19 protein-coding genes and 3 pseudogenes are annotated in these 23,180 nt (G+C 70.3%); 9 read left to right on the plus strand and 13 right to left on the minus strand.

Going from position 1 to position 23,180, the window contains the following annotated elements:
• Positions 1-2: 2 nt before the first annotated feature.
• The 9 genes and pseudogenes from I8N67_RS05215 to I8N67_RS05255 all read right to left on the minus strand — a co-directional run bounded on the left by I8N67_RS05215 (position 3) and on the right by I8N67_RS05255 (position 9,624).
• Positions 3-1,205 (minus strand): Gfo/Idh/MocA family protein, encoded by a 1,203-nt coding sequence (locus I8N67_RS05215; protein WP_200301381.1) that lies wholly within the window; start codon positions 1,203-1,205, stop codon positions 3-5.
• Complete coding sequence (locus I8N67_RS05220) at positions 1,202-2,521, minus strand: pectate lyase family protein (RefSeq protein ID WP_200301382.1); 1,320 nt, start codon at positions 2,519-2,521, stop codon at positions 1,202-1,204. Before I8N67_RS05220 ends, I8N67_RS05215 begins: the two co-directional genes overlap by 4 nt.
• Complete coding sequence (locus I8N67_RS05225) at positions 2,518-3,420, minus strand: carbohydrate ABC transporter permease (protein ID WP_200301383.1); 903 nt, start codon at positions 3,418-3,420, stop codon at positions 2,518-2,520. The genes I8N67_RS05220 and I8N67_RS05225 overlap by 4 nt, the downstream gene beginning before the upstream one ends.
• Positions 3,417-4,364: a carbohydrate ABC transporter permease gene (locus I8N67_RS05230; protein WP_200301384.1), complete on the minus strand. Its 948-nt coding sequence runs from the start codon at positions 4,362-4,364 to the stop codon at positions 3,417-3,419. Before I8N67_RS05230 ends, I8N67_RS05225 begins: the two co-directional genes overlap by 4 nt.
• A 195-nt stretch (positions 4,365-4,559) precedes the next feature.
• Positions 4,560-6,350 (minus strand): L-arabinonate dehydratase, encoded by a 1,791-nt coding sequence (gene araD, locus I8N67_RS05235; RefSeq protein ID WP_200301385.1) that lies wholly within the window; start codon positions 6,348-6,350, stop codon positions 4,560-4,562.
• Positions 6,347-7,258 (minus strand): dihydrodipicolinate synthase family protein, encoded by a 912-nt coding sequence (locus I8N67_RS05240; protein ID WP_200301386.1) that lies wholly within the window; start codon positions 7,256-7,258, stop codon positions 6,347-6,349. The genes araD and I8N67_RS05240 overlap by 4 nt, the downstream gene beginning before the upstream one ends.
• Before the next feature lie 89 nt (positions 7,259-7,347).
• Positions 7,348-8,013, minus strand: coding sequence for a GntR family transcriptional regulator (locus I8N67_RS05245; protein WP_200301387.1), 666 nt, complete (start codon positions 8,011-8,013; stop codon positions 7,348-7,350).
• A gap of 138 nt (positions 8,014-8,151) precedes the next feature.
• Positions 8,152-8,941 (minus strand): annotated as a pseudogene (locus tag I8N67_RS05250) (MBL fold metallo-hydrolase).
• Positions 8,942-9,030: 89 nt separating this feature from the next.
• The gene (locus I8N67_RS05255; protein WP_200301388.1) at positions 9,031-9,624 is read right to left on the minus strand and encodes a TIGR03086 family metal-binding protein; all 594 of its coding nucleotides are present in this window, start codon (positions 9,622-9,624) and stop codon (positions 9,031-9,033) included.
• Between the two features lie 215 nt (positions 9,625-9,839).
• Here I8N67_RS05255 and I8N67_RS42295 point away from each other — a divergent pair.
• A pseudogene (locus I8N67_RS42295) lies at positions 9,840-10,085 on the plus strand (MFS transporter); the annotation flags it as partial.
• A 26-nt stretch (positions 10,086-10,111) separates the two neighbouring features.
• Here the strand turns inward: I8N67_RS42295 and I8N67_RS05260 are convergent.
• On the minus strand, positions 10,112-11,467 hold the full coding sequence (locus I8N67_RS05260) for an NsdA family TPR-like regulatory protein (protein ID WP_200301389.1): 1,356 nt from the start codon (positions 11,465-11,467) through the stop codon (positions 10,112-10,114).
• A gap of 304 nt (positions 11,468-11,771) precedes the next feature.
• On the opposite strand from I8N67_RS05260, the gene I8N67_RS05265 reads away from it, so the two are divergent.
• The 3 genes from I8N67_RS05265 to I8N67_RS05275 all read left to right on the plus strand — a co-directional run bounded on the left by I8N67_RS05265 (position 11,772) and on the right by I8N67_RS05275 (position 13,881).
• Positions 11,772-11,969 carry a hypothetical protein gene (locus tag I8N67_RS05265; protein WP_200301390.1) on the plus strand — a complete coding sequence of 66 codons (198 nt, stop codon included), beginning with the start codon at positions 11,772-11,774 and terminating at the stop codon, positions 11,967-11,969.
• 237 nt (positions 11,970-12,206) lie between these two features.
• Positions 12,207-13,070 carry a radical SAM/SPASM domain-containing protein gene (locus I8N67_RS05270; RefSeq protein WP_307835155.1) on the plus strand — a complete coding sequence of 288 codons (864 nt, stop codon included), beginning with the start codon at positions 12,207-12,209 and terminating at the stop codon, positions 13,068-13,070.
• A 7-nt stretch (positions 13,071-13,077) separates the two neighbouring features.
• On the plus strand, positions 13,078-13,881 hold the full coding sequence (locus I8N67_RS05275) for a protein kinase (RefSeq protein WP_234045086.1): 804 nt from the start codon (positions 13,078-13,080) through the stop codon (positions 13,879-13,881).
• A 70-nt stretch (positions 13,882-13,951) separates the two neighbouring features.
• Here I8N67_RS05275 and I8N67_RS05280 read toward each other — a convergent pair whose 3' ends face one another.
• Both I8N67_RS05280 and I8N67_RS05285 read right to left on the minus strand, forming a co-directional pair.
• Positions 13,952-15,118 (minus strand): hypothetical protein, encoded by a 1,167-nt coding sequence (locus tag I8N67_RS05280; protein WP_200301391.1) that lies wholly within the window; start codon positions 15,116-15,118, stop codon positions 13,952-13,954.
• On the minus strand, positions 15,115-16,104 hold the full coding sequence (locus tag I8N67_RS05285) for a 5-dehydro-4-deoxyglucarate dehydratase (RefSeq protein WP_200301392.1): 990 nt from the start codon (positions 16,102-16,104) through the stop codon (positions 15,115-15,117). Before I8N67_RS05285 ends, I8N67_RS05280 begins: the two co-directional genes overlap by 4 nt.
• A gap of 266 nt (positions 16,105-16,370) precedes the next feature.
• Here I8N67_RS05285 and I8N67_RS05290 point away from each other — a divergent pair, with 266 nt between their 5' ends.
• The 5 genes and pseudogenes from I8N67_RS05290 (at position 16,371) to I8N67_RS05310 (ending at position 21,839) form a co-directional block, all read left to right on the plus strand.
• Entirely contained in the window at positions 16,371-17,180 is an 810-nt protein-coding gene (locus I8N67_RS05290) for an NAD-dependent epimerase/dehydratase family protein (RefSeq protein WP_200301393.1), read from the plus strand.
• A gap of 306 nt (positions 17,181-17,486) precedes the next feature.
• Positions 17,487-18,257 (plus strand): DeoR/GlpR family DNA-binding transcription regulator, encoded by a 771-nt coding sequence (locus I8N67_RS05295; RefSeq protein WP_200301394.1) that lies wholly within the window; start codon positions 17,487-17,489, stop codon positions 18,255-18,257.
• 76 nt (positions 18,258-18,333) lie between these two features.
• Positions 18,334-19,704, plus strand: coding sequence for an ABC transporter substrate-binding protein (locus I8N67_RS05300; protein ID WP_200301395.1), 1,371 nt, complete (start codon positions 18,334-18,336; stop codon positions 19,702-19,704).
• A 32-nt stretch (positions 19,705-19,736) separates the two neighbouring features.
• Positions 19,737-20,423: pseudogene (locus tag I8N67_RS05305) on the plus strand (zinc-binding dehydrogenase); the annotation flags it as partial.
• Positions 20,424-20,606: 183 nt separating this feature from the next.
• A complete protein-coding gene (locus I8N67_RS05310; protein ID WP_200301444.1) occupies positions 20,607-21,839 on the plus strand; it encodes a TerD family protein in 1,233 nt (410 codons plus the stop codon).
• 173 nt (positions 21,840-22,012) lie between these two features.
• Here I8N67_RS05310 and I8N67_RS05315 read toward each other — a convergent pair whose 3' ends face one another.
• The gene (locus tag I8N67_RS05315; protein WP_200301396.1) at positions 22,013-23,032 is read right to left on the minus strand and encodes a 1-aminocyclopropane-1-carboxylate deaminase; all 1,020 of its coding nucleotides are present in this window, start codon (positions 23,030-23,032) and stop codon (positions 22,013-22,015) included.
• Between the last annotated feature and the right edge of the window lie 148 nt (positions 23,033-23,180).

Consider the following 23,180-nt stretch of genomic DNA (forward strand, 5'->3'; position numbering starts at 1 on the left):
CGTCACGTGCTCACCTCTTTCGCTGGAGCTTCGGGGAGCGCCCAGGGGGCGCCCAGCTCGGAGTAGAGGGCGAGGCGGTCGGCGGCGGCCGTGACCAGGGCGTCGATGCCGTCGACGACCCGGCGGTCCTCCTCGGGCTGCAGGTGCCAGGCGTCGGCCGGGAGCGCGACCGGGTCGGGGGCGGTACGGATCGCCTCGACGACCTTCATGAACGCGCCGGTCACCTCCGGCGGGACCAGCAGGCCGGCGCCGTCGACGAGGTGGTCGACGAGGTTCTCCAGCAGGTCCGTGCGGCCGTACTCGATCTCCTGCGGGCCGTGTCCGGCCCGCTGGACGAGTACGCGGTCCTGCTTGTACCAGAAGGTGATCCGGCCGCTGGTGCCGTGGACGACGTTGTACGGCTCGCCCGGGCTCTCGGCGCACAGGGTGACGGCGACGGTGATCGGGCCGCCGTCGGCGGTGGTGACCCGCACGCAGGAGGTGTCGTCGGACTCGATGTCGTTGGCCCGCAGCAGCTCGGTCTCGATGGCGGTGACGTCCTCGGCGCGGCCGGCGCCACCCAGCGCGAGCCCGGTGGCGACGGCGTGCGCGAGGGGGTTGGTGAGCACCCCGTCGATCACGTCCACGCCGCCCAGGCGGCGCTTGCCGGCCCAGGGCGCCCGCCGGTAGTAGGCCTCGGCGCGGGCCCAGGCCCCGGCGCCGCCGATGCCGACGACCTCGCCGATCATGCCGTCCGCGACCATCTTCCGGATCGCGGGCACGGCGTGCGAGCCCAGCGACTGGAAGCCGATCTGACAGACCGTCCCGGCGGCCGCCACCCCGTCCGCCATCCGGCGGAACTCGTCGTACGACGGGGCCGGCGGCTTCTCCAGCAGGACGTGGACGCCCCGCTCGGCCGCCGTCAGGGCCAGGTCGGTGTGGGTCGGGATCGGGGTGCAGATCACCGCGATCGCGGCGCCCGTCGAGTCGAGGAGCGCCCCGAAGTCGGCGGACTGCTCGGGCGTGCCGAGGCCGCCCGGGATCTCGTCCGCGCCCAGCGGGGTCAGCTCGCAGATGCCGGCCAGCCGGACGATGCCCTTGTCCGCCAGGCGGCGGATGTTCTCCAGGTGCCAGCGGCCGTGGCCCCGGGCGCCCGCGAGGACGAGCGGGAGCGGGCTCTCGTAGGCGGTGGTGGCCTTCGGGTTCGTCGTACTGATGGGGTTCATGGGGTCCTCCCTGCGCCCGCGCCGCGTGCCACCTCTCGGTCGGCCTTCCCGGCGCTGTCGATCTTTTGGTGCAGGGTAGGCGTCCAGCCCACGTCGGCCGTGAGATCACGCTCGCTGCCGGAGTTGTAGGCGTTGTAGATGGCCAGGAGATCCACCGGATAGCCGTTGAAGAGCGTGCCCGTCTGGTGCAGGGCGGTGCCGTTCCAGCTCTTCACCAGGTCGGCGACCTCGATGTGGCCGGGCGTGGTGAACGCGTTGTTCTCGGCGTACACGGCGGACTCGGTGGAGACGCCCAGGGAGTAGCGGTAGTCGTGGGCGCCGGCCGGGACGACGTACCGGTTGTTGTAGAGGTGCACCTGCCCGAAGCGGACGCGGGGCGCGCGCTGCACGACACCGGTGAACTCGTTGTGGTGCAGGGTCACCCGGAGCCTGCCCCGGTCGCCCGTGGCCGTGTCGCCGTTGCCGATGAGGATCGCCTTGTCGTGGTCGGCGAAGCGGCTCCAGGAGACGGTGACCAGGTCGGAGGCGTTGGTGATGTCGAGCAGGCCGTCGTGCCGGAGGTAGTTGCGGCCGAAGTAGGTCGGCTCGTCCTCGTCGGGGTGGCCCTTGTCGGAGAGGGTGACGTGGTCGATCCAGACATGGCTCGCGCCGCGCAGCCAGATGTTGTCGTACGCCGTCTTCCAGTCGCCGAGGCCGCCGGTGTTGGGCTGCCAGACGGGGAAGCAGTCGTAGGCGTCGCGGAGTTCGAGGTTGCGGACGATCACATTGTCCGCGCCCTTGAGCTGGAGGCTGGCGCCCTTGAGGACCGCCGAGGAGCCGAGCCCGACGATCGTGGTGTTGGAGCCGACGGCCAGCTCGATCCGCTCGGCCTGCTTGGCCGCCGACGCCTGGCGGGCCTCCTCCTGGGGGCCGCTGGGCTTGGCGGAACCCCAGGTGCGCGGGTCGTACGCGGCGAGGTACTTCCGAAGGTCGTAGCCGCCGGTCGCGTAGTCGTCGCAGTCGAGCCGGTCGCCGTCGTCGGTGGTGTTGGCGTCGACGGTCCCCGCGATCCGGATGATCTTCGGGGTGGCGCTGCCCCCGTCGAGCGCGCGGACCAGCTCGCCGCGGGTCCGTACGGTGAGGACATGGGCGGCGTCGGCGGTGGAACCCCCCGTGGTACCACCGTCGGCCGCCGCCCAGCCGTCGTCCGCCGCGAGGGTGTCGCGGCTGATGTCCCGGCCGAGGTCCCCGCTGATGCCGCGCGTCTCGGCGCCGGCCGGCGTGGCGAGCAGGAGCCCCAACAGCCCGACGGTGACGCCCAGTTGGATCCTTCTCATCCCTTCACCGCCCCCGCACTGAAGCCTGTGATCAGCCACTTCTGGATGAAGGCGAAGACGATGACCACCGGTACGGCGGCGATGATGCCGCCGGCCGCGAGCGCGCCCAGGTCGACGCTGTCAGCGCTGAGCAGGGTGTTCAGGCCGACCGGGATGGTCTGCTTGTCCTGGTTGCTGAGGAACATCAGGGCGAACAGGAAGTGGTTCCAGGAGTGCACGAAGGCGAAGGAGCCGACGGCGATCAGACCGGGCCGCAGCAGCGGCAGCACGACCACCCGGAACGCGGTGAACCGGTTGCAGCCGTCCACCCAGGCCGCTTCCTCCAGCGAATACGGCACGTTCTTGATGAAGTTGGAGATCAGGATGATCGACAGTGGCAGCTGGAAGACCGTCTCGGCGAGGATGACGCTGCCGAGCGAGTTGATCATCTGGAGTTCGGCGAAGATCTGGAACAGCGGGACGAGGAGCAGCGCGCCCGGTACGAACTGGGAGCAGAGCAGCGCCAGCATGAACGCGTTCTTGATCTTGAAGTCGAAGCGGGCGAGGGCGTAGCCGCCGGCCAGGGCGACGAGCGTGGTCATCACCAGGGTGGCGACGCCGACCAGGACGCTGTTCTGGAAGTAGGTGCCGAAGCTCCGCTCGTTCCACACCTTCTCGAAGTGCTCGAACGTGATCGGCCACGGTACGAGCGAGGTCGAGCCGGGCTTGCGCAGCGCGAAGAGCAGGATCCAGTAGAAGGGGACGAGGGTGAAGACGAGGTAGATCGACAGGGGCAGATAGATCTGCCAGCGCGGGATCTCGTCCCAGGCGCGACGGAACTTGCGCGGTCGCTGCGCAGGCTCCTCGACGGCGGGCGCGAGCCGCACCGGAGCCGCCTTCTCGGCGTCCTTGGTGATCACTTGGACTCGCCTCCGAACTTGCTCAGCCGCAGATAGACCATCGAGCAGAAGAGAAGGATCACGAACGCGACCGTGGTCAGGGCGGACGCGTAGCCGAAGTTGTGGGCGTCGACCGAGGTGTTGGCGATGTAGAGCGGGAGAGTGGTCGTCTCTCCGGCCGGTCCGCCGCCGGTCAGCGTGTAGAGCAGGTCGACGTTGTTGAACTCCCACACCGCGCGCAGCAGTGTGGAGAGGATGATCGCGTCCTTCAGATGCGGCAGCGTGATGTGCAGGAACTGCCGGACGCGGCTGGCGCCGTCCACCTCGGCGGCCTCGTACAGGTCCTTCGAGACGGACTGGAGGTCGGCCAGGATGAGGATCGCGAAGAAGGGGACACCGCGCCACAGGTCGGCGACGACCGCCGCCGAGAAGACGGTGGAGGTGTCGGAGAGCCAGCTGGTGCCGTACTCACCGATGCCCATGTCCGCGAGGTAACGGGTGATGCCCGTCTGGGAGTTGTAGAGGAGCACCCAGATCGCGGAGGTCAGCACACCGGAGACGGCCCACGGCGAGAAGACCATCGCCCGGCCGACCGCCCGCCCCACGAAGGTCTGGTTGACGATCAGCGCGAGGGCGAGCCCGAACAGCAGCTGGAGCGAGACCTCGACGAGGACCCACTTGGCGCTGAAGACCAGGGTGTCCCAGAACAGCGGGTCCTCGGTGAAGGCGTGGACGAAGTTGTCGAAGCCGGCGAATCCGTTCCGCCAGGGCTTGGTGGGGTTGTAGTGCTGCAGGCTGTAGTAGAAGACGCTGATGACCGGGTAGGCGATGAAGCCCAGCATGAGCAGGGCGGCCGGGGCGATCAGCAGGTAGGGCAGCCTGCGCGGTGTCGCGGAGACACGGCGCCGCGCACGGCTCCGCCGGGGTGGCGCGGGCGGTTTCGCCACGGCTGCGGCTTGGGCCATGACTGGGGCTCCGTTTCTGGGTACGTCGTCGAGCGTTGTCGTGCGTCGCGCAGGAAGCGCTTTCTCGATGTGCGTGGGTGTGTGCTGGGTTGCGCGGTCCGGGGTGCCTCTTGCGGTGCGGTGGCGGGTGCGGGTGCGTGGGGGCCGGTCGCGCGGTTCCCCGCGCCCCTTTGTCGACACCCGGTGTCACATCGTTCAACCCGCGTACGGGTCCGGTACCTTGCCCGGTCTGGCCAGGAACTCGAAGTCGCAGCCGGTGTCCGCCTGGGTGATCTGCTCGTTGTAGAGCGCGCCGTAGCCGCGCTCGTACCGCGTGGGCGGCGGTGTCCACTGCGCCCGGCGGCTCGCCAACTCCTCGTCGTCCACATTGAGTTGGAGCATGCGTGCCTCGACGTCCAGGGTGATCGAGTCACCCGTGCGCACCAGGGCGAGCGGTCCGCCGACGTACGACTCCGGCGCCACGTGCAGGACGCAGGCGCCGTAGCTCGTGCCGCTCATCCGGGCGTCGGAGATCCGCACCATGTCCCGTACGCCCTGCTTCAGCAGGTGGTCGGGGATGGGCAGCATCCCGTACTCGGGCATGCCCGGGCCGCCCTTGGGGCCGGCGTTGCGCAGCACCAGGACAGTGTCGGCGGTGATACCGAGGGACGGGTCGTTGATCGTCCGCTGCATGGTCCGGTAGTCGTCGAAGACGACCGCGGGACCGGTGTGCTTGAGCAGGTGCGGCTCGGCCGAGATGTGCTTGATGACCGCGCCGTCCGGGCAGAGGTTGCCGCGCAGGACGGCGACCCCGCCCTCCGCCGCCACCGGGTTCTCCCTGGTCCGGATCACGTCGTCGTTGTGGACGAGCGCGCCGTCGAGCTGCTCGCGCATCGTGTCGTAGGAGACGGTCGGCCGGTCCAGGTGGAGCAGGTCGGTGATCCGGGACAGGAACCCGGGGAGGCCGCCCGCGAAGTGGAAGTCCTCCATCAGGTACGTCTGTCCGCCGGGCCGGACGTTGGCCAGCACCGGGACCGTACGGGCGATGCGGTCGAAGTCGTCGAGGGTGAGCTTGACGCCCGCCCGGCCCGCCATGGCGATGAGGTGGATGACCGCGTTGGTCGAGCCACCCAGGCCGAGGACGGTGGTGACGGCGTCCTCGAAGGCCTCGGCGGTCAGGATGTCGCTCAGCTTCCGGTCCTTGTGGACCAGTTCGACGATCCGCAGGCCTGCGGCCGCCGCCATGCGGTCGTGCCCGGAATCCACGGCGGGGATGCTGGACGCGCCCGGGACGGTGACCCCGAGGGCCTCGGCGGCGGCGGTGAGCGTGGACGCCGTGCCCATGGTCATGCAGTGGCCGGGCGAGCGGGCCAGGCCGCTCTCCAGTTCGGTCATCTCGCAGTCGCCGATCAGCCCGGCGCGCTTGTCGTCCCAGTACTTCCACATGTCGGTGCCGGAGCCGAGGATCTCGTTGCGCCAGTGGCCCGGCAGCATCGGCCCGGCCGGCACGAAGACGGCGGGGAGGTCGGCACTCGCCGCCCCCATGAGCAGGGCCGGCGTGGACTTGTCGCAGCCGCCCATCAGGACGGCCCCGTCGACCGGGTACGAGCGCAGCAGTTCCTCGGTCTCCATCGCGAGCATGTTGCGGTAGAGCATCGGGGTCGGCTTCTGGAAGGTCTCGGAGAGGGTCGAGACCGGGAATTCGAGCGGGAAGCCGCCCGCCTGCCAGACGCCCCGCTTGACCGCCTGTGCGCGATCCCGGAGGTGCACATGACAGGGGTTGATGTCCGACCAGGTGTTGAGGATCGCGATGACCGGCTTGCCCAGATGCTCCTCGGGGAGGTAGCCGAGCTGGCGGGTGCGGGCGCGGTGGCTGAAGGAGCGGAGGCCGTCGGTGCCGTACCACTGGTGGCTTCTGAGGTCTTCGGGACGCTTGCGCGGCCGTTCGCCCCGGCTGTTGTCCGTGTTCCGGTGCTCGGGGTTCGTCTCGTTCTCGGTGTTCGTCATATGGACCACCCGGCGGCTATGGCGGCGACCTCGGCGCGTTCGTCCTCGGGCAGGTGTTTGCTGGGGGCCCGGACGTCGCGGCGGCAGAGGCCGAGGGAGGCGAGGGCCTCCTTGACGACGGTCACGTTGTTGGCGGAGCCGTTGGCGGCGCGCAGTTCCTCGAAGCGGCGGATCTGCTCCCAGACCTTCATGGCGGCCCGGAAGTCGCCCGATCGAAGCGCTTCGATCATGTTCAGCGAAACGGCCGGGGCGACGTTCACCAGCCCCGAGGTGAAGCCGGTGGCGCCGGCCGAGAAGTAGGAGGGCGCGTACGGCTCGGCGAGCCCCGCCACCCACACGAACCTCTCCAGCCCGGCGTCACGGGCGAAGGCGGCGAAGCGCGCGGCGTCGGGGACGGCGTATTTGACCCCGACCACGTTCGGGCAGGCGTCGGCGAGTTCGGCGAGGCGGGCGCCGGTGAGCTGCGCGTTGCGGATGTAGGGCACGACGCCCAGCTCGGGGACGGACTCGGCGATCGCCCTGTGGTAGTCGACCCAGCCGCCCTGCGACACGTACGGGTGCACGGGCTGATGGACCATCACCATCTGGGCCCCGACGTCGCGGGCGTGCCGGGCGGAGGCGACGGCGGTCGGTAGGTCGTGCCCGACACCGACGAGGACGACGGCCCGGTCGCCGACCTCGTCCATGGTCGACTCGGTGACCAGCCGCCGCTCTTCGGGGGCCAGGGCGTAGAACTCGCCGGTGTTGCCGTTCGGGGTGAGGGTGGTGATCCCTCCGTCGAGCAGCCGACGCAGCAGGACCCGGTGGGCGCCCTGGTCGACGGTGCCGTCCTCGGCGAACGGAGTCACCGGAATGGCCACCACGTCGGCCAGAGCCGTCCGTTGGGTCTCGAACGTCACGCTGCTCATTGATGACCTTCCTCTTCGAGGCTGCGAGGCCTGTCGGGCGGCGGAGACCTCGCGGTCGCCGTCGGCCCGTCGGGCCTGGACTCTGGGGCTTACCTGACCGCGTCGGCCTCACGGGCTTCGTCGGCCTCGGGGAAGGCCCGTTCGACGAACGAGGCGATGTGCGCGTGCAGGGCGTCGGCCGCGCCGTCGGCGTCGCCGCCGAGGGCGAGCCGCAGGATCTCCCGGTGCTCGGCGGCCTCCCGCTCCCAGGAGGGGTCGGCGGCCCAGGCGACGGCCGAGACGAGCGCCGCCTGGTCGCGCACCTCGTCGAGCATCCGGCCGAGCAGCGGATTGCCGCAGGGCACATAGAGCGCGCGGTGGAACTCCCGGTTGGCCAGCGAGCGTTCGGCGGTATCCGTGGCCGCGTCGGCCCTGGTCAGCGCGTCGCTCGCGGTGTCCCACGAGGCACCGCGCCGCACCGAGCGCCGCAGCGCCTCCGGCTCCAGGAGCAGTCGTACGTCGTAGACCTCGCGCGCCATGTCCGCGTCCACCATGCGCACCGTGACGCCCTTGTACTGGTTCATCACGACGAGCCCGGTCCCGGCCAGCGTCTTCAGGGCCTCGCGCACGGGCGTCTTGGACACCCCGAACTGCGCGGCCAGCTCGGTCTCGACCAGGGCCTGACCGGGCGTCAACTGCCCGGTCAGGATGCGGTGCTTGATCCCCTCCTGCACGAACTGCGTGCGGGACGGGATCGGCGTGGGCACAGAGGTCATGCGCACCTCTCGGATCTCATCAGATCTCGGATCTCACATATCGCGTCTCATATATGACGTACGAAGTACGACGGGTTGAAGGTAGGGAGGGGCCCCGTGTTTCGTCAATGCTTCTGACAAAAGAACCTGTGGTTGCCGTCACACGATCTTGGTGTCGCCCTCACGCGCGCTCTCGGTGGGCCCGCCGAAGACGACGGCGGCCCGCCCGGTGGCACCCTCCGACGTCAGCGCGGGCCCGACATGGGTGATCAGGAGCCGGCTCGCGCCCTTGGCGTACGCGCCGGCCCCCTCCGGTGTGAGATGCACCCGGGGTTCGCCTTCGCGATGTGTGTCGACGTCGGCCTCGCACAGGAACAGGTCGGCGCTGCCGGCGAGCCCGGTGAGCGCCTCGCACGGTCCACCGTCCCCGGAGTAGGCGAAGACCCGCCCCCGACATTCGGCGCGCAGCCCGTACGCCTCCACGTCGTGGACGACGGCGCGGGTGGTGAGGGTCAGGTTCCAGTGCCGGACCGTATGGCCGTCGTACAGGGGACGGAAGTCGAACACCCCGCTCAGGAACGCCGTGTCCGACCGCCCGAGGAAGCCCGCGAGGCGCCCCGCGCAGTCACCGGGCGCGTAGACGGGCAGCGGCGCGGGCAGGGTGAGGCCGCCGTACGCGAACCCGTACAGCGCGGCCGCCAGATCCGCGATGGGGGCACCGCCCGGTCGAGCGAAGCCGAGACTGGGGGAGGTCCGCGTGCAGATGGGAGATCCAGATCGCCGTGAGCCGGGCGGGATCCGTGTGCCGCTGCAACTCGGCGAACGTACCGAACCCCGCGTCCACCCATATCTCCGCACCCCCGCCGCGCACCAGATAGCCGGGGGCGGGCCGGCCGGGGCGGGGATGCGGACAGGCGGTGCCGAGGATGGTGAGGCTCAGGGGCGGCATGTGGGGGAGCGTACGGACGCGCGCGGGGGCGCGTGCCCCGTTGAACGTTCTTTCGTGCGGATGTGCCTATGGCTTCGGGGCGGGTGTACCTATGGCTTCCAGTTCGGATCACGTCCGCTCAATCCGATCGCGCGGTCCAGGAGGGGCCCGTCGTCCGGTACGGGGACGACGGGGCCGAAGATGGCGCCGCGAGTGGGGTCCTCGACCGCGGCGGCGAGGAAGGCATGCGTCGCGGTCAGGGCCGCCGGGTCGGGGGTGTACGCCTGGCCCGTGGCCCGGGCGAGGTCCCAGCCGTGCACGACGAGCTCGTCGACGGCCACCGCGCCGGCGACGGCACCCGGCAGCGACACCCCGCCCGCGCGGGTGTCACCGGTCCAGGCGGCCGGGTCCCGCCAGGCCCCGGCGAGCTGGTCGAGCACCTCGGGCAGGTCCTCCCGCCAGCCGGGCCCGATGTCCGGCACGGCCCCGGTCGGGTCGGTGTCCGTCGTGGGGCCCAGGTCCTTGCGGCCCGCGTCACGGAAGGCGGTGGCGAGGCCGAGCAGATGGCCGAGCAGGTTGCGCACGGTGTACTCCGGGCAGGGGGTCGGCTCGGAGAGCTGCGCATCACTCACGCCCAGCGCGAGCCGGGCGATGACGCGGGTCTGGGGGCCCAGGTCGAAGGTCGTGGTGTCGTCGTCGGTCATGTACTGCTCCTCTACTCCTCTGTTCCTCAGAGACGTGCCGGAGGGTCGCCTCTCGACGAGGTTGACCCTTGGCGCGCCAAGAACTCATCGCTCGCCGCGCGCCCACCCCTCCCGGCGACGATTCCTAGGGCATCCGCCCGATCCGCGCGGCAGGGCCTCAACACCACGATGACCAGCCATGACAGCGATGACTTCGATGACCAGCCATGACAGCGATGACTTCCAAGACCTGGTCGACGAGGCGGGTCCTCACCGACCGCGACGCGGGGCTGTATCTGGCCGCGGTGGTGGTCTCGGGCCTGGGTTCGTCGGCGATGGGACTGGTCGCGGGCATCTGGGTCAAGGACCTCACCGGCTCGGACGCCCTGGCCGCGCTGTGCACGTTCGCCCTGTGGGCCCCACTCCTGGCCGGCCCCCTCCTGGGCGCCCTCGCGGACCGCCCCCGCCGCCGCGCGCTACTCCCCGAGCTGTCCCGCGCACAGCCCCGTCAGGCCACCGCTTTCTGCCGGGCGAGTTCGCGTGCCCGTTCGTTGAGATTTCGCGCCTGGGGGTTGGACAAGTGGCGGCGGATGCGTCGCCGCATGACGTCGAAGTGTTCGTCGGCCCGAGACGACGACAGCGTCTCGTAGTCGTCGAGGAACTTCCCCCACGTCGCGCACGCCGCTTCGAGGTGTCCCATCTCCAACTGGCGCTGCGCGAGCAGCCCGTTGGCGTGTGCGCTGCCCTGCTTCTCCGCCGGGGGCCGTACACGGTTCGAGTCGTGCATGGCCTTGATCGATCCAGGCAGGTCACCGAAGGCGTAGAGGACGCTCGACACATGGAAAAAGTAGGCGGCCTGGTCATAGCCGCCGATCGCGTCACGCCGGTTGTCCGCCTTCGAGAGCGCGGTCTCGGTCTCCCGCAGCCGCTGGAAGGCTTGCCGTCGATCGCCCACCAGGGCGGCGCCGTGCGCTTGCTGCCCCGTCAGAAAGGCTTGGAGCCGGGGGCCTGCCTTCGGGGCCGCTTCCGCGGCGGAGTCCGCGAGTTCGAGGCTCTTGCGCGCGTGCTTCAGATTGGCGGCTTGAAGTGACATGCCTCGAAGCGTGCGGCAGTAGGTCACATGGTCTTCAGCAGCTCCGGCGAGTTCGAGGGCCTGCGTGTAATAGCGCTGGCCGAGTCCGTGAGCTTTCTCGTACATCGCCATCCATCCCGTGAGATAGACGAGATCGGAGGCGGCGGCCATCATGTCCTTCTTCACGGCCTCGGACGCGTCCGCCCGAAGGTAGGGCGCAACCGTGTTGACCAGGAAGGCGGCGGCCATCGGCCGAGCGTGCCCCCCGCCGAGTTCGTCAAGGAAGTCGGCGATTCGTTCCGTCATGGTGCGCACGGTGGCGACTTCACCGGCCCCGATGCGTGTGGTGCGTCCAGTCGCGTGTGCTTCGGCCCGCCCAGTCAGGTCCGCGTACGCGGGGATCGGCAGAGTCGCGGAGTAGAGGGTCGTCGCGAGGAACTTGCGCCGAGATGGGTCCATGTCTTCCCTTCCGGTCGTGACAAGCCCTTCCACGATGTCAGCGGGCCCAGCGGCTGCGAAGACAGCGGATTCGGCCGCCGAGAGCGGCCAACCCGCTTCCTCGTAGGTGACAGGCCGCCCAAGTCGTCGCGCCAGTGCTTCGAGGACGAATGGACGCACGGCCTTCCGTGGCTTCGTCCCACCGAGCCACTTGTTCACGTTGCTCTTGTCGCAGTTCACGGCGACATCGGCTTCCGCCCCAGTCCGGTTGACCGCAGCGGCAAGCTCGACCTGCGACCACCGGGCTTCGGTGAGAAGCCCGCTCAGACCCTCGTTCGGCCGGCGCTCAGTCATGGATCGACTCCCCGTAAGTCGGCGGACTTTCCACGCTTTCCACTTCGCACGCTCCCCCAACGGTACCGCTGTGCGCTGTCGCTTGGTTGCGTAGTGCGACAACGTAAGCGAGAGGGCAAACGATGCGATCCAAACTGCGAGAGCAGGTGTCGAGCTACAAAGGCCCCTGTTCTGTGCAGGTCCCGTTGGACCAATGGCGCGGCTTCCACCAGCACTCCCCCGCCTGGTGGCCAAGAAAGTTCACGGCCCCGACGCGTGACTTGATCAGCCGTGTCGACAGTGGGCTTCGAAAGCAGCTCGGCCGATGACCCAGAGATATCCGGAGCCGCCGGTTGAGCTACCGCTCGACGATTGGCTGTACGCGGCGCAAGCGGTCGAGGGCTGTGGAACATGCGCCGGTGCGGCTACGCGCCTTGCCCAAGCGAAGAAGGCCGGCAACTCCACAGCCCGCTTCGAGGCGGCCCGCACCATCCGGCTGCACCCGCATGAGGCCGCGAAGTGACCTCGGCGTCCGACCCGCCGCCGAGACCGACCGTGCTCGACCTCTTGGCGAACCTTCCGCAGCGCTGCGGTACATGCGTCGACGAGAGGCTGATCTGGTGCCCCGATTGCTGGGGCTTCGCAGGCTGCTCCATCTGCAACCACACCTGCAAGGTCGCCTGTCCGAGCTGCGCCGGCGGGGCCTTGGAACCCGTCCATTGCTGAACTCACGCAGAGAGGTACGACAGTGACCGCAACCGTGGAAGCTCCGACCATAGAGGTGGCCCCGGCCGCCGCCCGACTTCTGTGGCTCGACCTGACCCGCCGGTGCCGGCTGAGTTGCGGGCACTGCTACAACGCGTCCGGGCCGGAAGGCACGCACGGCACCATGTCCCGCGACGACTGGAGGACCGTTCTCGATCAGGCCATGAGGGCCGGCGTGCCCCGCGTCCAGCTCACGGGCGGTGAAGTGACCACGCACCCGGACGCGCCCGGTCTCGTCGACCACGCGCTGGCACTCGGTCTGAAGGTCGAGGTCTACAGCAACTTGGTACACATCACGAAAGAGTGGTGGGGCCTGTTGCAGCGTGACGGGGTCACGCTCGCGACGTCGTACTACTCCGACCACTCGGCGGAGCACAACTCGATGACCAGGCGCCCGAGTCACGCCCGAACGCGGGAGAACATCGAGAAGGCCGTACAACTCGGCATCCCGCTTCGGGTAGGGCTGATCGTCGGCGACGACGCGCAGCGCGCAGCCGAGGCGGAGCAAGAGCTTCACGCCCTCGGCGTGACCAACGTCCGCAGGGATCGCGTACGCCCCTTCGGCCGTGGCGCTCATGGGCAGGCCCCGGACATGGGCGGCCTGTGCGGCCGGTGCGGTACCGACCGGGCGGCCATCGGGCCGGACGGTGATGTCTCGCCGTGCGTCTTCTCGACGGCGTGGCCGGTCGGCAACGTTCAGGCAGCGCCGCTGGCCGATATCCTCGGCGGCGCCGCGATGGCGTCCGCCCAGACCTCCATCCGAAACGCGCGCACACCCGGCTTCGACGGCTGCACGCCCGACACCGATGACGAGTGCACTCCCGGTACGCCGGGCAGCGAGTGCACTCCGAGGAACTGAAGGACACATGAGCACCGACTTCACCGCATCAGAGGTTCAGGCGGTGATCCGCACCCACACGGGTCCGGTGGCCGACTTCCAGCGCACGGCACGCGGCTTCAGCTCGGATGTCACCGCCATCGTGGAATGCGAGAAGGGGCCGTTCTTCATCAAGGCGATTCGCAACCGGCCCGGCGGTCGTCGCGACTCCCTGACCCGCGAGAGGCAGATCAATCCGTTCGTGTGGCCCATCTCCCCGGCGTTGCGATGGCACGCCGAAGACGAGTCCTGGATCGTGCTCGGCTTCGAAGCGGTTGAAGGGCGGTCGTCCGACTTCGGGCCTGACTCCGCGGATCTGTCTTCCGTCGTCGAACTCATCGATTGCATCGGGAAGTTGCAACTCCCGCCCGTGGCCGAGGACTGGCCCGAGACCCGGTGGGACCCGTTCGTCCGTGACGACTCGGAGGCCGAGCTGCTCCGGGGTGATGCCCTCCTTCATACGGACATCAACCCGAGCAACCTGCTTGTCGGCCCGGTCGGCATGTGGGCCGTGGACTGGGCCTGGCCGACTCGGGGGGCGGCGTTCATCGATCCGGCCATCCTTGCTCTTCAGCTGGTGTCCGCGGGGCACAGCCCGGAGTCGGCGGAGTCGTGGGCGTCCCGCTGCACAGCATGGCGGGACGCGGAACCGCAGGCGATCGACGCGTTCGCCGCCGCCCAGCTCCGCCTGTACCGCGTGGCCCTCGGGCGCAAGCCCGATCAGCCATGGCTTCACGACATGGTCTCGGCGGCTCGATCCTGGGTCGACCATCGCGGGGTAGCGATGGACTGAAGCGAGTCCCAGGAGCTGCGCCCCTGGGGATGGGGCGGGTAGGGGCGGCGGGGGCGAAGGAAAGCCCGGGTCAGCCGAGCGCCGTCAGCGCCTCCCGTACCGCCACCAGATCCTGATCCGAGGCCAACCCCGCGTGATAAAGCCGAAGCTCCGTCGCCCCCAACTCCACCGCCCGCCCCGCATCCTCGACCAACGTCAACGGACTCCCACCCATCCCCGAGACGACACCGAAGTTGGCGGCCAGCACGGCCCCCTCCACCCCGGCCTCCGCGAACGCGGGCAGCAGGCCCGGCCCACCCGCGCACGGGACGACGACGCCGTCGGCGACGCCCAGGATGTGGGAGGGATCGACACCGGGGTTCGCCCCGCAGTGATACGTCACGGGGTCCGCGTGCAGCAGGATCTGGAACCCGGGGGGCGCGGCAGCGCGCACCGCCGCGACGGCCGTCTCCTGGAGCGAGCGCGCGACGCCGTCGCGCCACACCCGCGTTCCCGCCGCCAGTTCGCCGCCGAGGAACTTCTCGACAGCCGCCCAGCCCTCGTCGCCGCCGTCCCCCCGCCACAACGGCTCCAGGGCGTTCCGCACGGCCGCCGCCAGGGCATCGGGATCCAGCCCGACCCCGCCGTACCCGTCGCGACAGGTCCCGCAGAAGCACAGCGACATCAGGTACTGCCCGGCGTCCCCGAGCCCGACCCCGCCCGTCTTGTCGTGGGCGTGGAGGTGGGAGAGGCCGTACCAGCCGAGCGACTCCAGTTCGGTGCCCCGGGCTCCCGGCCGGACCGCCGCTTCCACCGCCAGATCGACGAGGTACTCGCGGGTCGCCTCCTGCGCGACACACGGCGCCCACGGATAGCGGTCCCCGTACGCGTTGACCAGGGAGGTCGACGGATGCTCGGCGCCGAGGCGGGAGTTGTGCGCGAGGACGACCCAGGTGTGCACGTCGAGGCCGGCGTGCGCGAGTGCGGTCGCGGCCTCGCCGAACGCGTCGCCGGGTGCCCATTCGCCCGCCGTGTACGGCCGCAGCGTACGGCCCTCCCAGCGCTCCCCCGGCGGGTACAGCACGGCCGCGTGCTCGGCGGTGACGATGCGGTGGCCGGGGTGGCGGGGGGTGAGCGCGCGGGTGGAGTGGTACGCGGAGGCGAGTGTGGCCTGCCGTACGCCCAGGTCCGCGATGCGTTCCGCGGCGGCCGGATCCCCGTTGACGTCCCAGGGGTAGACGAACGTCGACGCCTTCACTTGTCCTCCTGGCTTCCTTCGGACTCGGCGCCCGTGGCGCGCCGCTCCTCGCACTCTTCCAACAGCGCGTATCCGCGCTCGATCAGCCGGCCCAGCCGCTTGACGTGGTCCTCCGCCGGCTCGTGCAGCGGCGGCCGTACCTCTCCCACGTCCAGCCCCTGTAGCCGTACCCCGGCCTTGACCAGTGACACCGCGTAGCCGCGTCCTTGGGCGCGGAGTTCGACGAAGGGGCGGTAGAAGCCGTCCAGCAGCCGCTCCACGATTGCATGATCGGCGGCTTCGAGCGCCCGGTGGAACGCCAGGGCGATCTCCGGTGCGAAGCAGAAGACGGCCGACGAGTAGAGGGGGACCCCGACGGCCCGGTAGGCGGGCTGGGTCAGCTCGGCGGTGGGCAGCCCGTTGAAGTACAGGAAACCGCCCGGCGCCTCGCCGCGCACCGTGCTGACGATCCGCTGCATCAGATCCAGGTCGCCCACCCCGTCCTTGAGCCCGACGATCCCCTCCGTGCGGGCCAGCTCCACGACGGTGGCGGGCGTGAACACCGCGTTGTCGCGCTGGTAGACGACGACGGGGAGGGAGGTCGCCGCGGCCAGTTCGCGGTAGTGCCGCAGCAGGCCTTCCTGGGCGGCCACGACGAGGTACGGGGGCATCGCGAGGAGGCCGTCGGCGCCGGCTTCCTCGGCGAGGCGCGCGTAGCGCACGGCGAGGGCGGTGCCGTAGCCCGCGCCGGCCACGACGGGGACCCGCCCGGCCGTCTCGGTCACGGCCGCCCGTACGCAGTCCTGGAACTCCTCGGGCGTGAGCGCGTGGAACTCGCCGGTACCGCAGCAGGCGAAGACGGCGGCGGCACCGGCTTCGACGCCCCGGCGGACGTGCGCGCGGTAGGCGTCGAGGTCGACCGTGCCGTCCGGGCCGTACGCCGTGACGGGGAAGAACAGCGGTCCGCTGGGGACTTCGAGCCGGGCGGCGAGAGGGGCTGACGTCACGGGCTCTCCCAGTCCATGTCACTGATCGGTGTTTACATTTCTGAACAGAAGCACGCTAAGGCGCCTCCTTGGGGCCGGTCAAGCCGGGCAACCCGCGCCGCACCAGCGATTTCCCGCCTTCGTGTCACCATCGCGTCCCCCTTGACTCACCAGACCCGCACTCCTTAGCGTGTCCACGAATGTGAATGTCGGACGCACATGTGCACAGGATGCTCATGTGCACAGTTGGCGATGCTGCACAGTCGGCGATGCAAGGAGATCCCCGGATGCCCGCTCCCCGCACCGTTCTGCTCACCGGTGCCGCCGGTGGCCTCGGCACCCTGATGCGGGAGCTGCTCCCGGCCCACGGCTACGAGCTGCGCCTCCTGGACCTGCTCCCCGTCGAGGGCGAACCGGACGCGATCACCGCCGACCTCGCCGACAAGAAGGCCCTGCGCGAGGCCGTACGCGGCGTCGACGCGATCATCCACCTCGCGGGCATCTCCCTGGAAGCCTCCTTCGAGAAGATCCTCAGGGCAAACATCGAGGGGACGTACAACCTGTACGAGGCCGCCCGCGAGGAGGGCGTGCCGCGTGTGGTCTTCGCCTCCTCCAACCACGCGGTGGGCTTCGCGCCCCGCCCGCGGGGCCGCGATCCGCTGATCCCGATCGACACCCCGCACCGCCCCGACACCTTCTACGGCCTGTCCAAGTCCTTCGGCGAGGACCTGGCCCAGCTCTACTGGGACAAGCACGGCCTGGAGACGGTCTCCGTCCGCATCGGCTCCTGCTTCCCCGAGCCCACCAGCGTCCGCATGCTCTCGCTCTGGATGAGCCCGGCCGACGGCGCCCGCCTCCTCCACGCGGCCCTGACCGCCGAGCACGTCGGCCACACCGTCGTCTACGGCTCCTCCGCCAACACCCGCCTGTGGTGGGACCTCTCCACCGCCCGCGCGCTCGGCTACGAGCCGCAGGACGACTCGGAGCCGTACGCCGCCAAGCTGATCGCCGAGCAGGGCGAGCTGGACCCCGCGAACGTGGCCCACGCCCACCTGGGCGGCCACTTCGTGAGCGACCCGCCGATCTGGCCGTACTGACGGCGCCGGAAGTCCGCCGCGCGACGGCGGCGTAGGGCGTACGTCGTACGGGAAACGAGGGCCGTACGGCGCACGAGAGGAGCGGGCGGGCAGCGAACGGGCCCGCCCGCTCCGGCATTCGGGCACGCCCGTTGCCCGCTCCCACGCCCGCCCCAGGTCCGCGACGGACGGCGGCCGTGCGAAACGGGCCGGGACGGGCATCATCGGACCCGCAACAGGCCTGGTCGGCGCCGCACACCCGCTGTAGAACTTCCCCCAAGGCCCGCACCGGGCCCGAACGGGCAGCACCACGGCGAGGGAGAGCAGGTGTCGGCCATGAGCGCGGAGGAAAGACAACGCGAGATCGTCAGGGCCGCCCGCCGCACGGGCTCGGTCGACGTCACCGAGCTCGCCGTCACCCTCGGCGTGGCCAAGGAGACCGTACGGCGTGATCTGCGTGCCCTGGAGGACCACGGACTGGTCCGCAGGACGCACGGGGGCGCGTATCCCGTGGAGAGCGCCGGGTTCGAGACGACGCTCGCCTTCCGCTCGACCAGCCATGTGCCCGAGAAGCGCCGGATCGCCGCCGCGGCGGCCGAGCTGCTCGGGGACGCGGAGACGGTCTTCGTCGACGAGGGCTTCACCCCCCAGCTCATCGCCGAGGCCCTGCCCCGCGACCGGCCGCTGACCGTGGTCACCGCCTCTTTCGCCACCGCGGGCGCGCTCGCGGAGGCCGGCAACACCACCGTGCTGCTGCTCGGCGGGCGGGTACGCCCCGGCACCCTCGCGACCGTCGACCACTGGACGACGAAGATGCTCGCCGGCTTCGTCATCGACCTGGCGTACATCGGCGCCAACGGCATCACCCGCGAGCACGGCCTCACCACCCCCGACCCGGCCGTCAGCGAGGTCAAGGCCCAGGCCATCCGCGCCTCCCGGCGCACCGTCTTCGCGGGCGTCCACACCAAGTTCGGCGCGGTCAGCTTCTGCCGGTTCGCCGAGGTCGGCGACCTGGACGCCATCGTCACGAGCACCCTGCTCCCGGCCTCGGAGGCCCACCGGTACTCGCTGCTGGGCCCCCAGGTCATCCGAGTCTGACAACCGACCGACCTGCCCCATGGCACTCCCCCGCCATGGAACATCCCTTATCTCCCCATACGTCCAGGAGCGATCCATGCGAATCCCGAGCCGACGGAGGCCGCGCGCAGCACTCGCCGCGGTCGCCGCAGGGACGCTGCTCGCCCCGCTTCTCTCCGGCTGCTGGACCGGAGCGGGCGGGGCGGGATCCGGCGGCGACGCCATCAACGTACTCATGGTCAACAACCCGCAGATGCAGGAGCTGCAGAGACTCACGGCCGCGCACTTCACGAAGCGGACCGGCATCAAGGTGAACTTCACCGTGCTGCCCGAGAACGACGTCCGCGACAAGATCAGCCAGGACTTCGCCAACCAGGCGGGCCAGTACGACGTGGCGACGCTCAGCAACTACGAGATCCCCATCTACGCCAGGAACGGCTGGCTGGAGGAGCTGGACCCGTACCTCGCGAAGGACACCGCGTTCGACCAGCAGGACATCCTCAAGCCGATGCGGGAGTCACTGACCGGCGACGACGGCAAGATCTACGGGGAGCCGTTCTACGGCGAGTCGTCCTTCCTGATGTACCGCAAGGACGTCTTCGCCGAGCAGGGGCTCACCATGCCCGAGCATCCCACCTGGCAGCAGATAGCCGATCTGGCCGCGAAGACGGACGGCGCCGAGCCGGGCATGAAGGGCATCTGCCTGCGCGGCCTGCCCGGCTGGGGCGAGGTCATGGCCCCGCTCACCACCGTCGTGAACACCTTCGGCGGCACCTGGTTCGACAAGGACTACAAGGCCCGGCTCGACTCCCCCGAGTTCGAGAAGGCCACCAAGTTCTACGTCGACCTCGTACGCGAGCACGGCGAGTCCGGCGCCGCCCAGGCCGGCTTCGCCGAATGCCTCAACAACATGACCCAGGGCAAGGTCACCATGTGGTACGACGCCACCTCCGCGGCCGGCTCCCTGGAGGCGGCCGACTCCCCGGTGAAGGGGAAGATCGGCTACGCGCCTGCGCCGGTCGAGAAGACCGAGTCCTCCGGCTGGCTCTACACCTGGGCCTGGGGCGTCCAGCAGGCCTCCCGCAACCCGGACAAGGCCTGGGAGTTCGTCTCCTGGGCGGCCGGCAGGGAGTACGAGGAGCTGGTCGGCGAGCAGATCGGCTGGTCGAACGTGCCCGCCGGGAAACGGGAGTCGACGTACGCGAACCCGGACTACCGCGAGGAGGCCGCCGCCTTCCAGGAGATGACCCGCGAGGCCATCGAGGGCGCCCGCCCCACCGACCCCGGGGTGCAGCCGCGCCCCGCGCCCGGCATCCAGTTCGTCGGCATCCCCGAGTTCACCGACCTCGGCACCAAGGTCTCCCTGGAGATCAGCGCGGCCATCGCCGGACGCCAGTCCGTCGAGTCGGCCCTGAAGAAGTCGCAGGCGCTCGCCGAGCAGATCTCCGAGGAGTACGAGGGACGATGACCGCGACCACGACAGCGCCGAGGGCGACGGCCTGCGAGCGCTGGGCCGCGATCGGCGTCACGACGGCGGGGGGTGCGGCCCAGTACGCCCTCGCGCCGGTGGCGAACTGCGTACGGCTGCCGGAGCACGTCCGCACGCAGGACGCGGCGCTGGTGGAACCGCTGTCCTGCGCGGTACGGGGCTACGACGTCCTCCGGTCCCGCCTGGGCGCTCACGTCCTGATCTACGGCTCGGGAACGATGGGCCTGATGATGCTGGAGCTGGCGAAGCGGACGGGGGCGGCGAGCGTGGACGTCGTCGATATCAATGCCGCCCGTCTGGAAACGGCCCGGCGACTGGGCGTCTCGGCGTCCGCCGCGAATCCGGACGAGCTGGAGCGCCCCACCGGCTGGGACGTGGTCGTGGACGCGACCGGCAACGCGGCGGCCATCCAGGACGGCCTGGGCCGGGTCGCCAAGGCCGGCACCTTCCTCCAGTTCGGGGTGGCGGACTACTCCACCCGGGTCACGATCGACCCCTACCGCATCTACAACCAGGAGATCACCATCACGGGCTCCATGGCCGTCCTGCACAGCTTCGAACGCGCGGCCGAACTCTTCGCCAACGGTGTCCTCGACCCCGACATCTTCATCAGCGACCGCCTCCCCCTCACCCAGTACCCCCAGGCCCTCGACCAGTTCGCCGCGGGAGTCGGCCGCAAGACCGTGGTCCTCCCGTAGCGTCGTGGTTGATCGCGCGGTTCCCCGCGCCCCTGCCTTTCAGGGGCGCGGGGAACCGCGCGACAAGCCCCCACCGGACCCGCAGCTGAAAGCACCCACCCCCCGCTACCCGAACGGCCCAAGCGGAGCGGTCGGGTAAGGGAACGGTAAAGCGGCCTGAATCGTTCACCCGGCATGACCGCTATGACCCCCGGCTCGAACATCCCACTGCCCGCCCCCCGCGTCGCGGTGGACGTCGCCGCCCCCGTGCGGCTGGACGTCTCGGGCCTGCTGCTCACCGCCGACGGCAAGGTGCGCTCGGACGACGACTTCATCTTCTTCAACCAGCCCACCGGCCCGGGCGTGACCTACCGCTCCGGCGGCGGTACGACCCCCGACTCGATCACCGTGGACACGGCGGCCCTCCCCCCGGGCATCGAGAAGATCGTCATCACGGCCAGCCCGGACGCGGCGGGCCAGTCCTTCCAGGGCATCGAGCCCACGGCCACGATCCGCAACGCGGCCGACGGCTCGGTGATCGCCACGTTCACCCCGCCGCAACTGGGCACGGAGACGGCCCTGGTGATCGTGGAGATCTACCTCCGCAACGGCGCGTGGAAGGCCCGCGCCGTGGGCCAGGGGTACGCGAACGGCCTCGCCGGCATCGCGACGGACTTCGGCGTCTCGGTGGAGGAACCCGCGGCCCAGGCGGCCCCGGCACCGCCCGTCTCCACCCCCACCGTCCAGACCCCGGTGGCCCCGCCGGCCCCGACCCCCACCCCGGACCCGCGGCTCACCGCGCCCCCGGTCCCCACCACCCCTCCCACCACGGGCACGGCCCCCGCCGCTCCCGTGGCAGGCAAGATCAACCTGGACAAGGGCCGCGTCAGCCTCCAGAAGAACCAGACCGTCTCCCTGGTCAAGGGCGGCCGCCCGCTCCTCTCCCAGGTCAAGATGGGCCTCGGCTGGGAGCCGGCGTACCGGGGCAAGGACATCGACCTGGACGCGTCGGTCATCGCGTACGGCCCGCAGCGCAACCACATCGACAGCTGCTACTTCGGCAAGCTCTCGATCGTGAACGGCGCGATCAAGCACTCCGGCGACAACCTCACGGGTGAGGGCGGCGGCGACGACGAGGTGATCGTGGTCGACCTCGGCCGCATCCCCCAGGAGGTCACCGGCCTGGTCTTCACGGTCAACTCCTTCTCCGGCCAGAAGTTCACCGAGGTCGCCAAGGCATACTGCCGCCTCATCGACGCCGCCACCGGCGAGGAGCTGGTCCGCTTCGACCTCACCAACGCCGAAGCCCAGACGGGCGTGATGATGGCCAAGCTGATCAAGCAGTTCTCCGGCGAGTGGGAGATGACCGCGATCGGCGACTTCGTGAAGTCCCGCACGGTCAGGGGGATGGTGAAGCCGGCGGCCCAGTCCCTCTGAGAACCCGCCGAGAGCACGTACGCGTCGCCGGGCCCCCACCCCCAAGGGCGCCCGGCGCGTGCCCGACCTGACAGCAGGGCGGGAGGACAGCGGTACCCCCACCCCGTATCCGGCCTGACATGACCGCCGACAGGAGCCGTACCCGCGTCAGCCTCGCGACAGTGCCTCCGACGTCACTGGATCACACCGCTGTACGCGTTCAGCGCGGGCTGCCCGCCCAGGTGGGCGTAGAGGACGGTGGACTCCGGGCCGATCTCGCCGCGTTCGACCAGGTCGATCATCCCGGCCATCGACTTTCCCTCGTACACGGGGTCGGTGATCATGCCCTCGGTGCGGGCGGCGAGTTGCATCGCCACGAGGGTGGCGTCGTCCGGGACGCCGTAGATCCCGGCGTGGTAGCGCTCGTCCAGCTCCACGTCAGCCACGGTCAACTCACGCTTGACACCGATGAGTTGCCCGGTGTTGTGGGCGATGCGGGCGATCTGCTCGCGGGTGGGGACGGGTTTCGCCGAGGCGTCGATGCCGAGGACTCGTCGGGGGCGTCCGCCCGCCTCCTCCAGCGCGGCGAAGCCGGCGACCATGCCGGCCTGCGTGGAGCCGGTCACCGAGCACACGACGACCGTGTCGAAGAAGACGCCCAACTCGCGCTCCTGCTCGGCGACTTCGTACGCCCAGCCGGCGAAGCCGAGGCCGCCGAGGGGGTGGTCGGAGGCGCCGGCCGGGATGGCGTACGGCTTGCCGCCGCTCTCCTCGACCTCCCTGAGCGCCAGCTCCCAGCTCTCCTTGAAGCCGATGCCGAAGCCGGCGTGGACGAGCCGTACGTCGGCGCCGGCCAGCCGGCTGATGAGGATGTTGCCGACCTTGTCGTACACCGCGTCCGGCCAGTCGACCCAACTCTCCTGCACCAGCACGCACTTGAGTCCGGCGCGGGCGGCCACTGCGGCGACCTGGCGGGTGTGGTTGGACTGCACGCCGCCGATGGAGACGAGGGTGTCACAGCCCTGGGCGAGCGCGTCGGCGACGAGGTACTCCAGCTTGCGGGTCTTGTTGCCGCCGTACGCGATACCGGAGTTGCAGTCCTCGCGCTTGGCCCAGAGGGAGGCGCCGCCGAGATGGGCGGTCAGGCGCTCCAGCGGGTGGACCGGTGAGGGCCCGAAGAGGAGCGGGTAGCGCTCGAAGGAAGAAAGGGACACGGGTCCTCCGGGGGGGGGTGGAGTGGGTCAGTGGTCCGCTGCGCCGAGAGGCTCGACGGTGGGCCCATCCGGTCCGGCGGGCTCGGCGGATTCGGCGGGTCCGGCAGGTCCGGCGGGTTCGCCAGGTCCGGCAGGTCCGGCAGGTCCG

It is taken from the genome of Streptomyces adelaidensis (genome assembly GCF_016598475.1).
GTDB classification, from domain to species: domain Bacteria; phylum Actinomycetota; class Actinomycetes; order Streptomycetales; family Streptomycetaceae; genus Streptomyces; species Streptomyces adelaidensis.

Bases quoted from the DNA above. Each gene is read 5' to 3' on its own strand.
- I8N67_RS05300 (WP_200301395.1), top strand. From the start codon at position 18,334: ATGCGAATCCCGAGCCGACGGAGGCCGCGCGCAGCACTCGCCGCGGTC.
- araD (WP_200301385.1), bottom strand. From the start codon at position 6,350: ATGACGAACACCGAGAACGAGACGAACCCCGAGCACCGGAACACGGAC.
- I8N67_RS05310 (WP_200301444.1), top strand. From the start codon at position 20,607: ATGACCCCCGGCTCGAACATCCCACTGCCCGCCCCCCGCGTCGCGGTG.
- I8N67_RS05275 (WP_234045086.1), top strand. From the start codon at position 13,078: ATGAGCACCGACTTCACCGCATCAGAGGTTCAGGCGGTGATCCGCACC.
- I8N67_RS05220 (WP_200301382.1), bottom strand. From the start codon at position 2,521: ATGAGAAGGATCCAACTGGGCGTCACCGTCGGGCTGTTGGGGCTCCTG.
- I8N67_RS05255 (WP_200301388.1), bottom strand. From the start codon at position 9,624: ATGACCGACGACGACACCACGACCTTCGACCTGGGCCCCCAGACCCGC.
- I8N67_RS05290 (WP_200301393.1), top strand. From the start codon at position 16,371: ATGCCCGCTCCCCGCACCGTTCTGCTCACCGGTGCCGCCGGTGGCCTC.
- I8N67_RS05230 (WP_200301384.1), bottom strand. From the start codon at position 4,364: ATGGCCCAAGCCGCAGCCGTGGCGAAACCGCCCGCGCCACCCCGGCGG.
- I8N67_RS05215 (WP_200301381.1), bottom strand. From the start codon at position 1,205: ATGAACCCCATCAGTACGACGAACCCGAAGGCCACCACCGCCTACGAG.
- I8N67_RS05245 (WP_200301387.1), bottom strand. From the start codon at position 8,013: ATGACCTCTGTGCCCACGCCGATCCCGTCCCGCACGCAGTTCGTGCAG.
- I8N67_RS05260 (WP_200301389.1), bottom strand. From the start codon at position 11,467: ATGACTGAGCGCCGGCCGAACGAGGGTCTGAGCGGGCTTCTCACCGAA.
- I8N67_RS05240 (WP_200301386.1), bottom strand. From the start codon at position 7,258: ATGAGCAGCGTGACGTTCGAGACCCAACGGACGGCTCTGGCCGACGTG.
- I8N67_RS05265 (WP_200301390.1), top strand. From the start codon at position 11,772: ATGACCCAGAGATATCCGGAGCCGCCGGTTGAGCTACCGCTCGACGAT.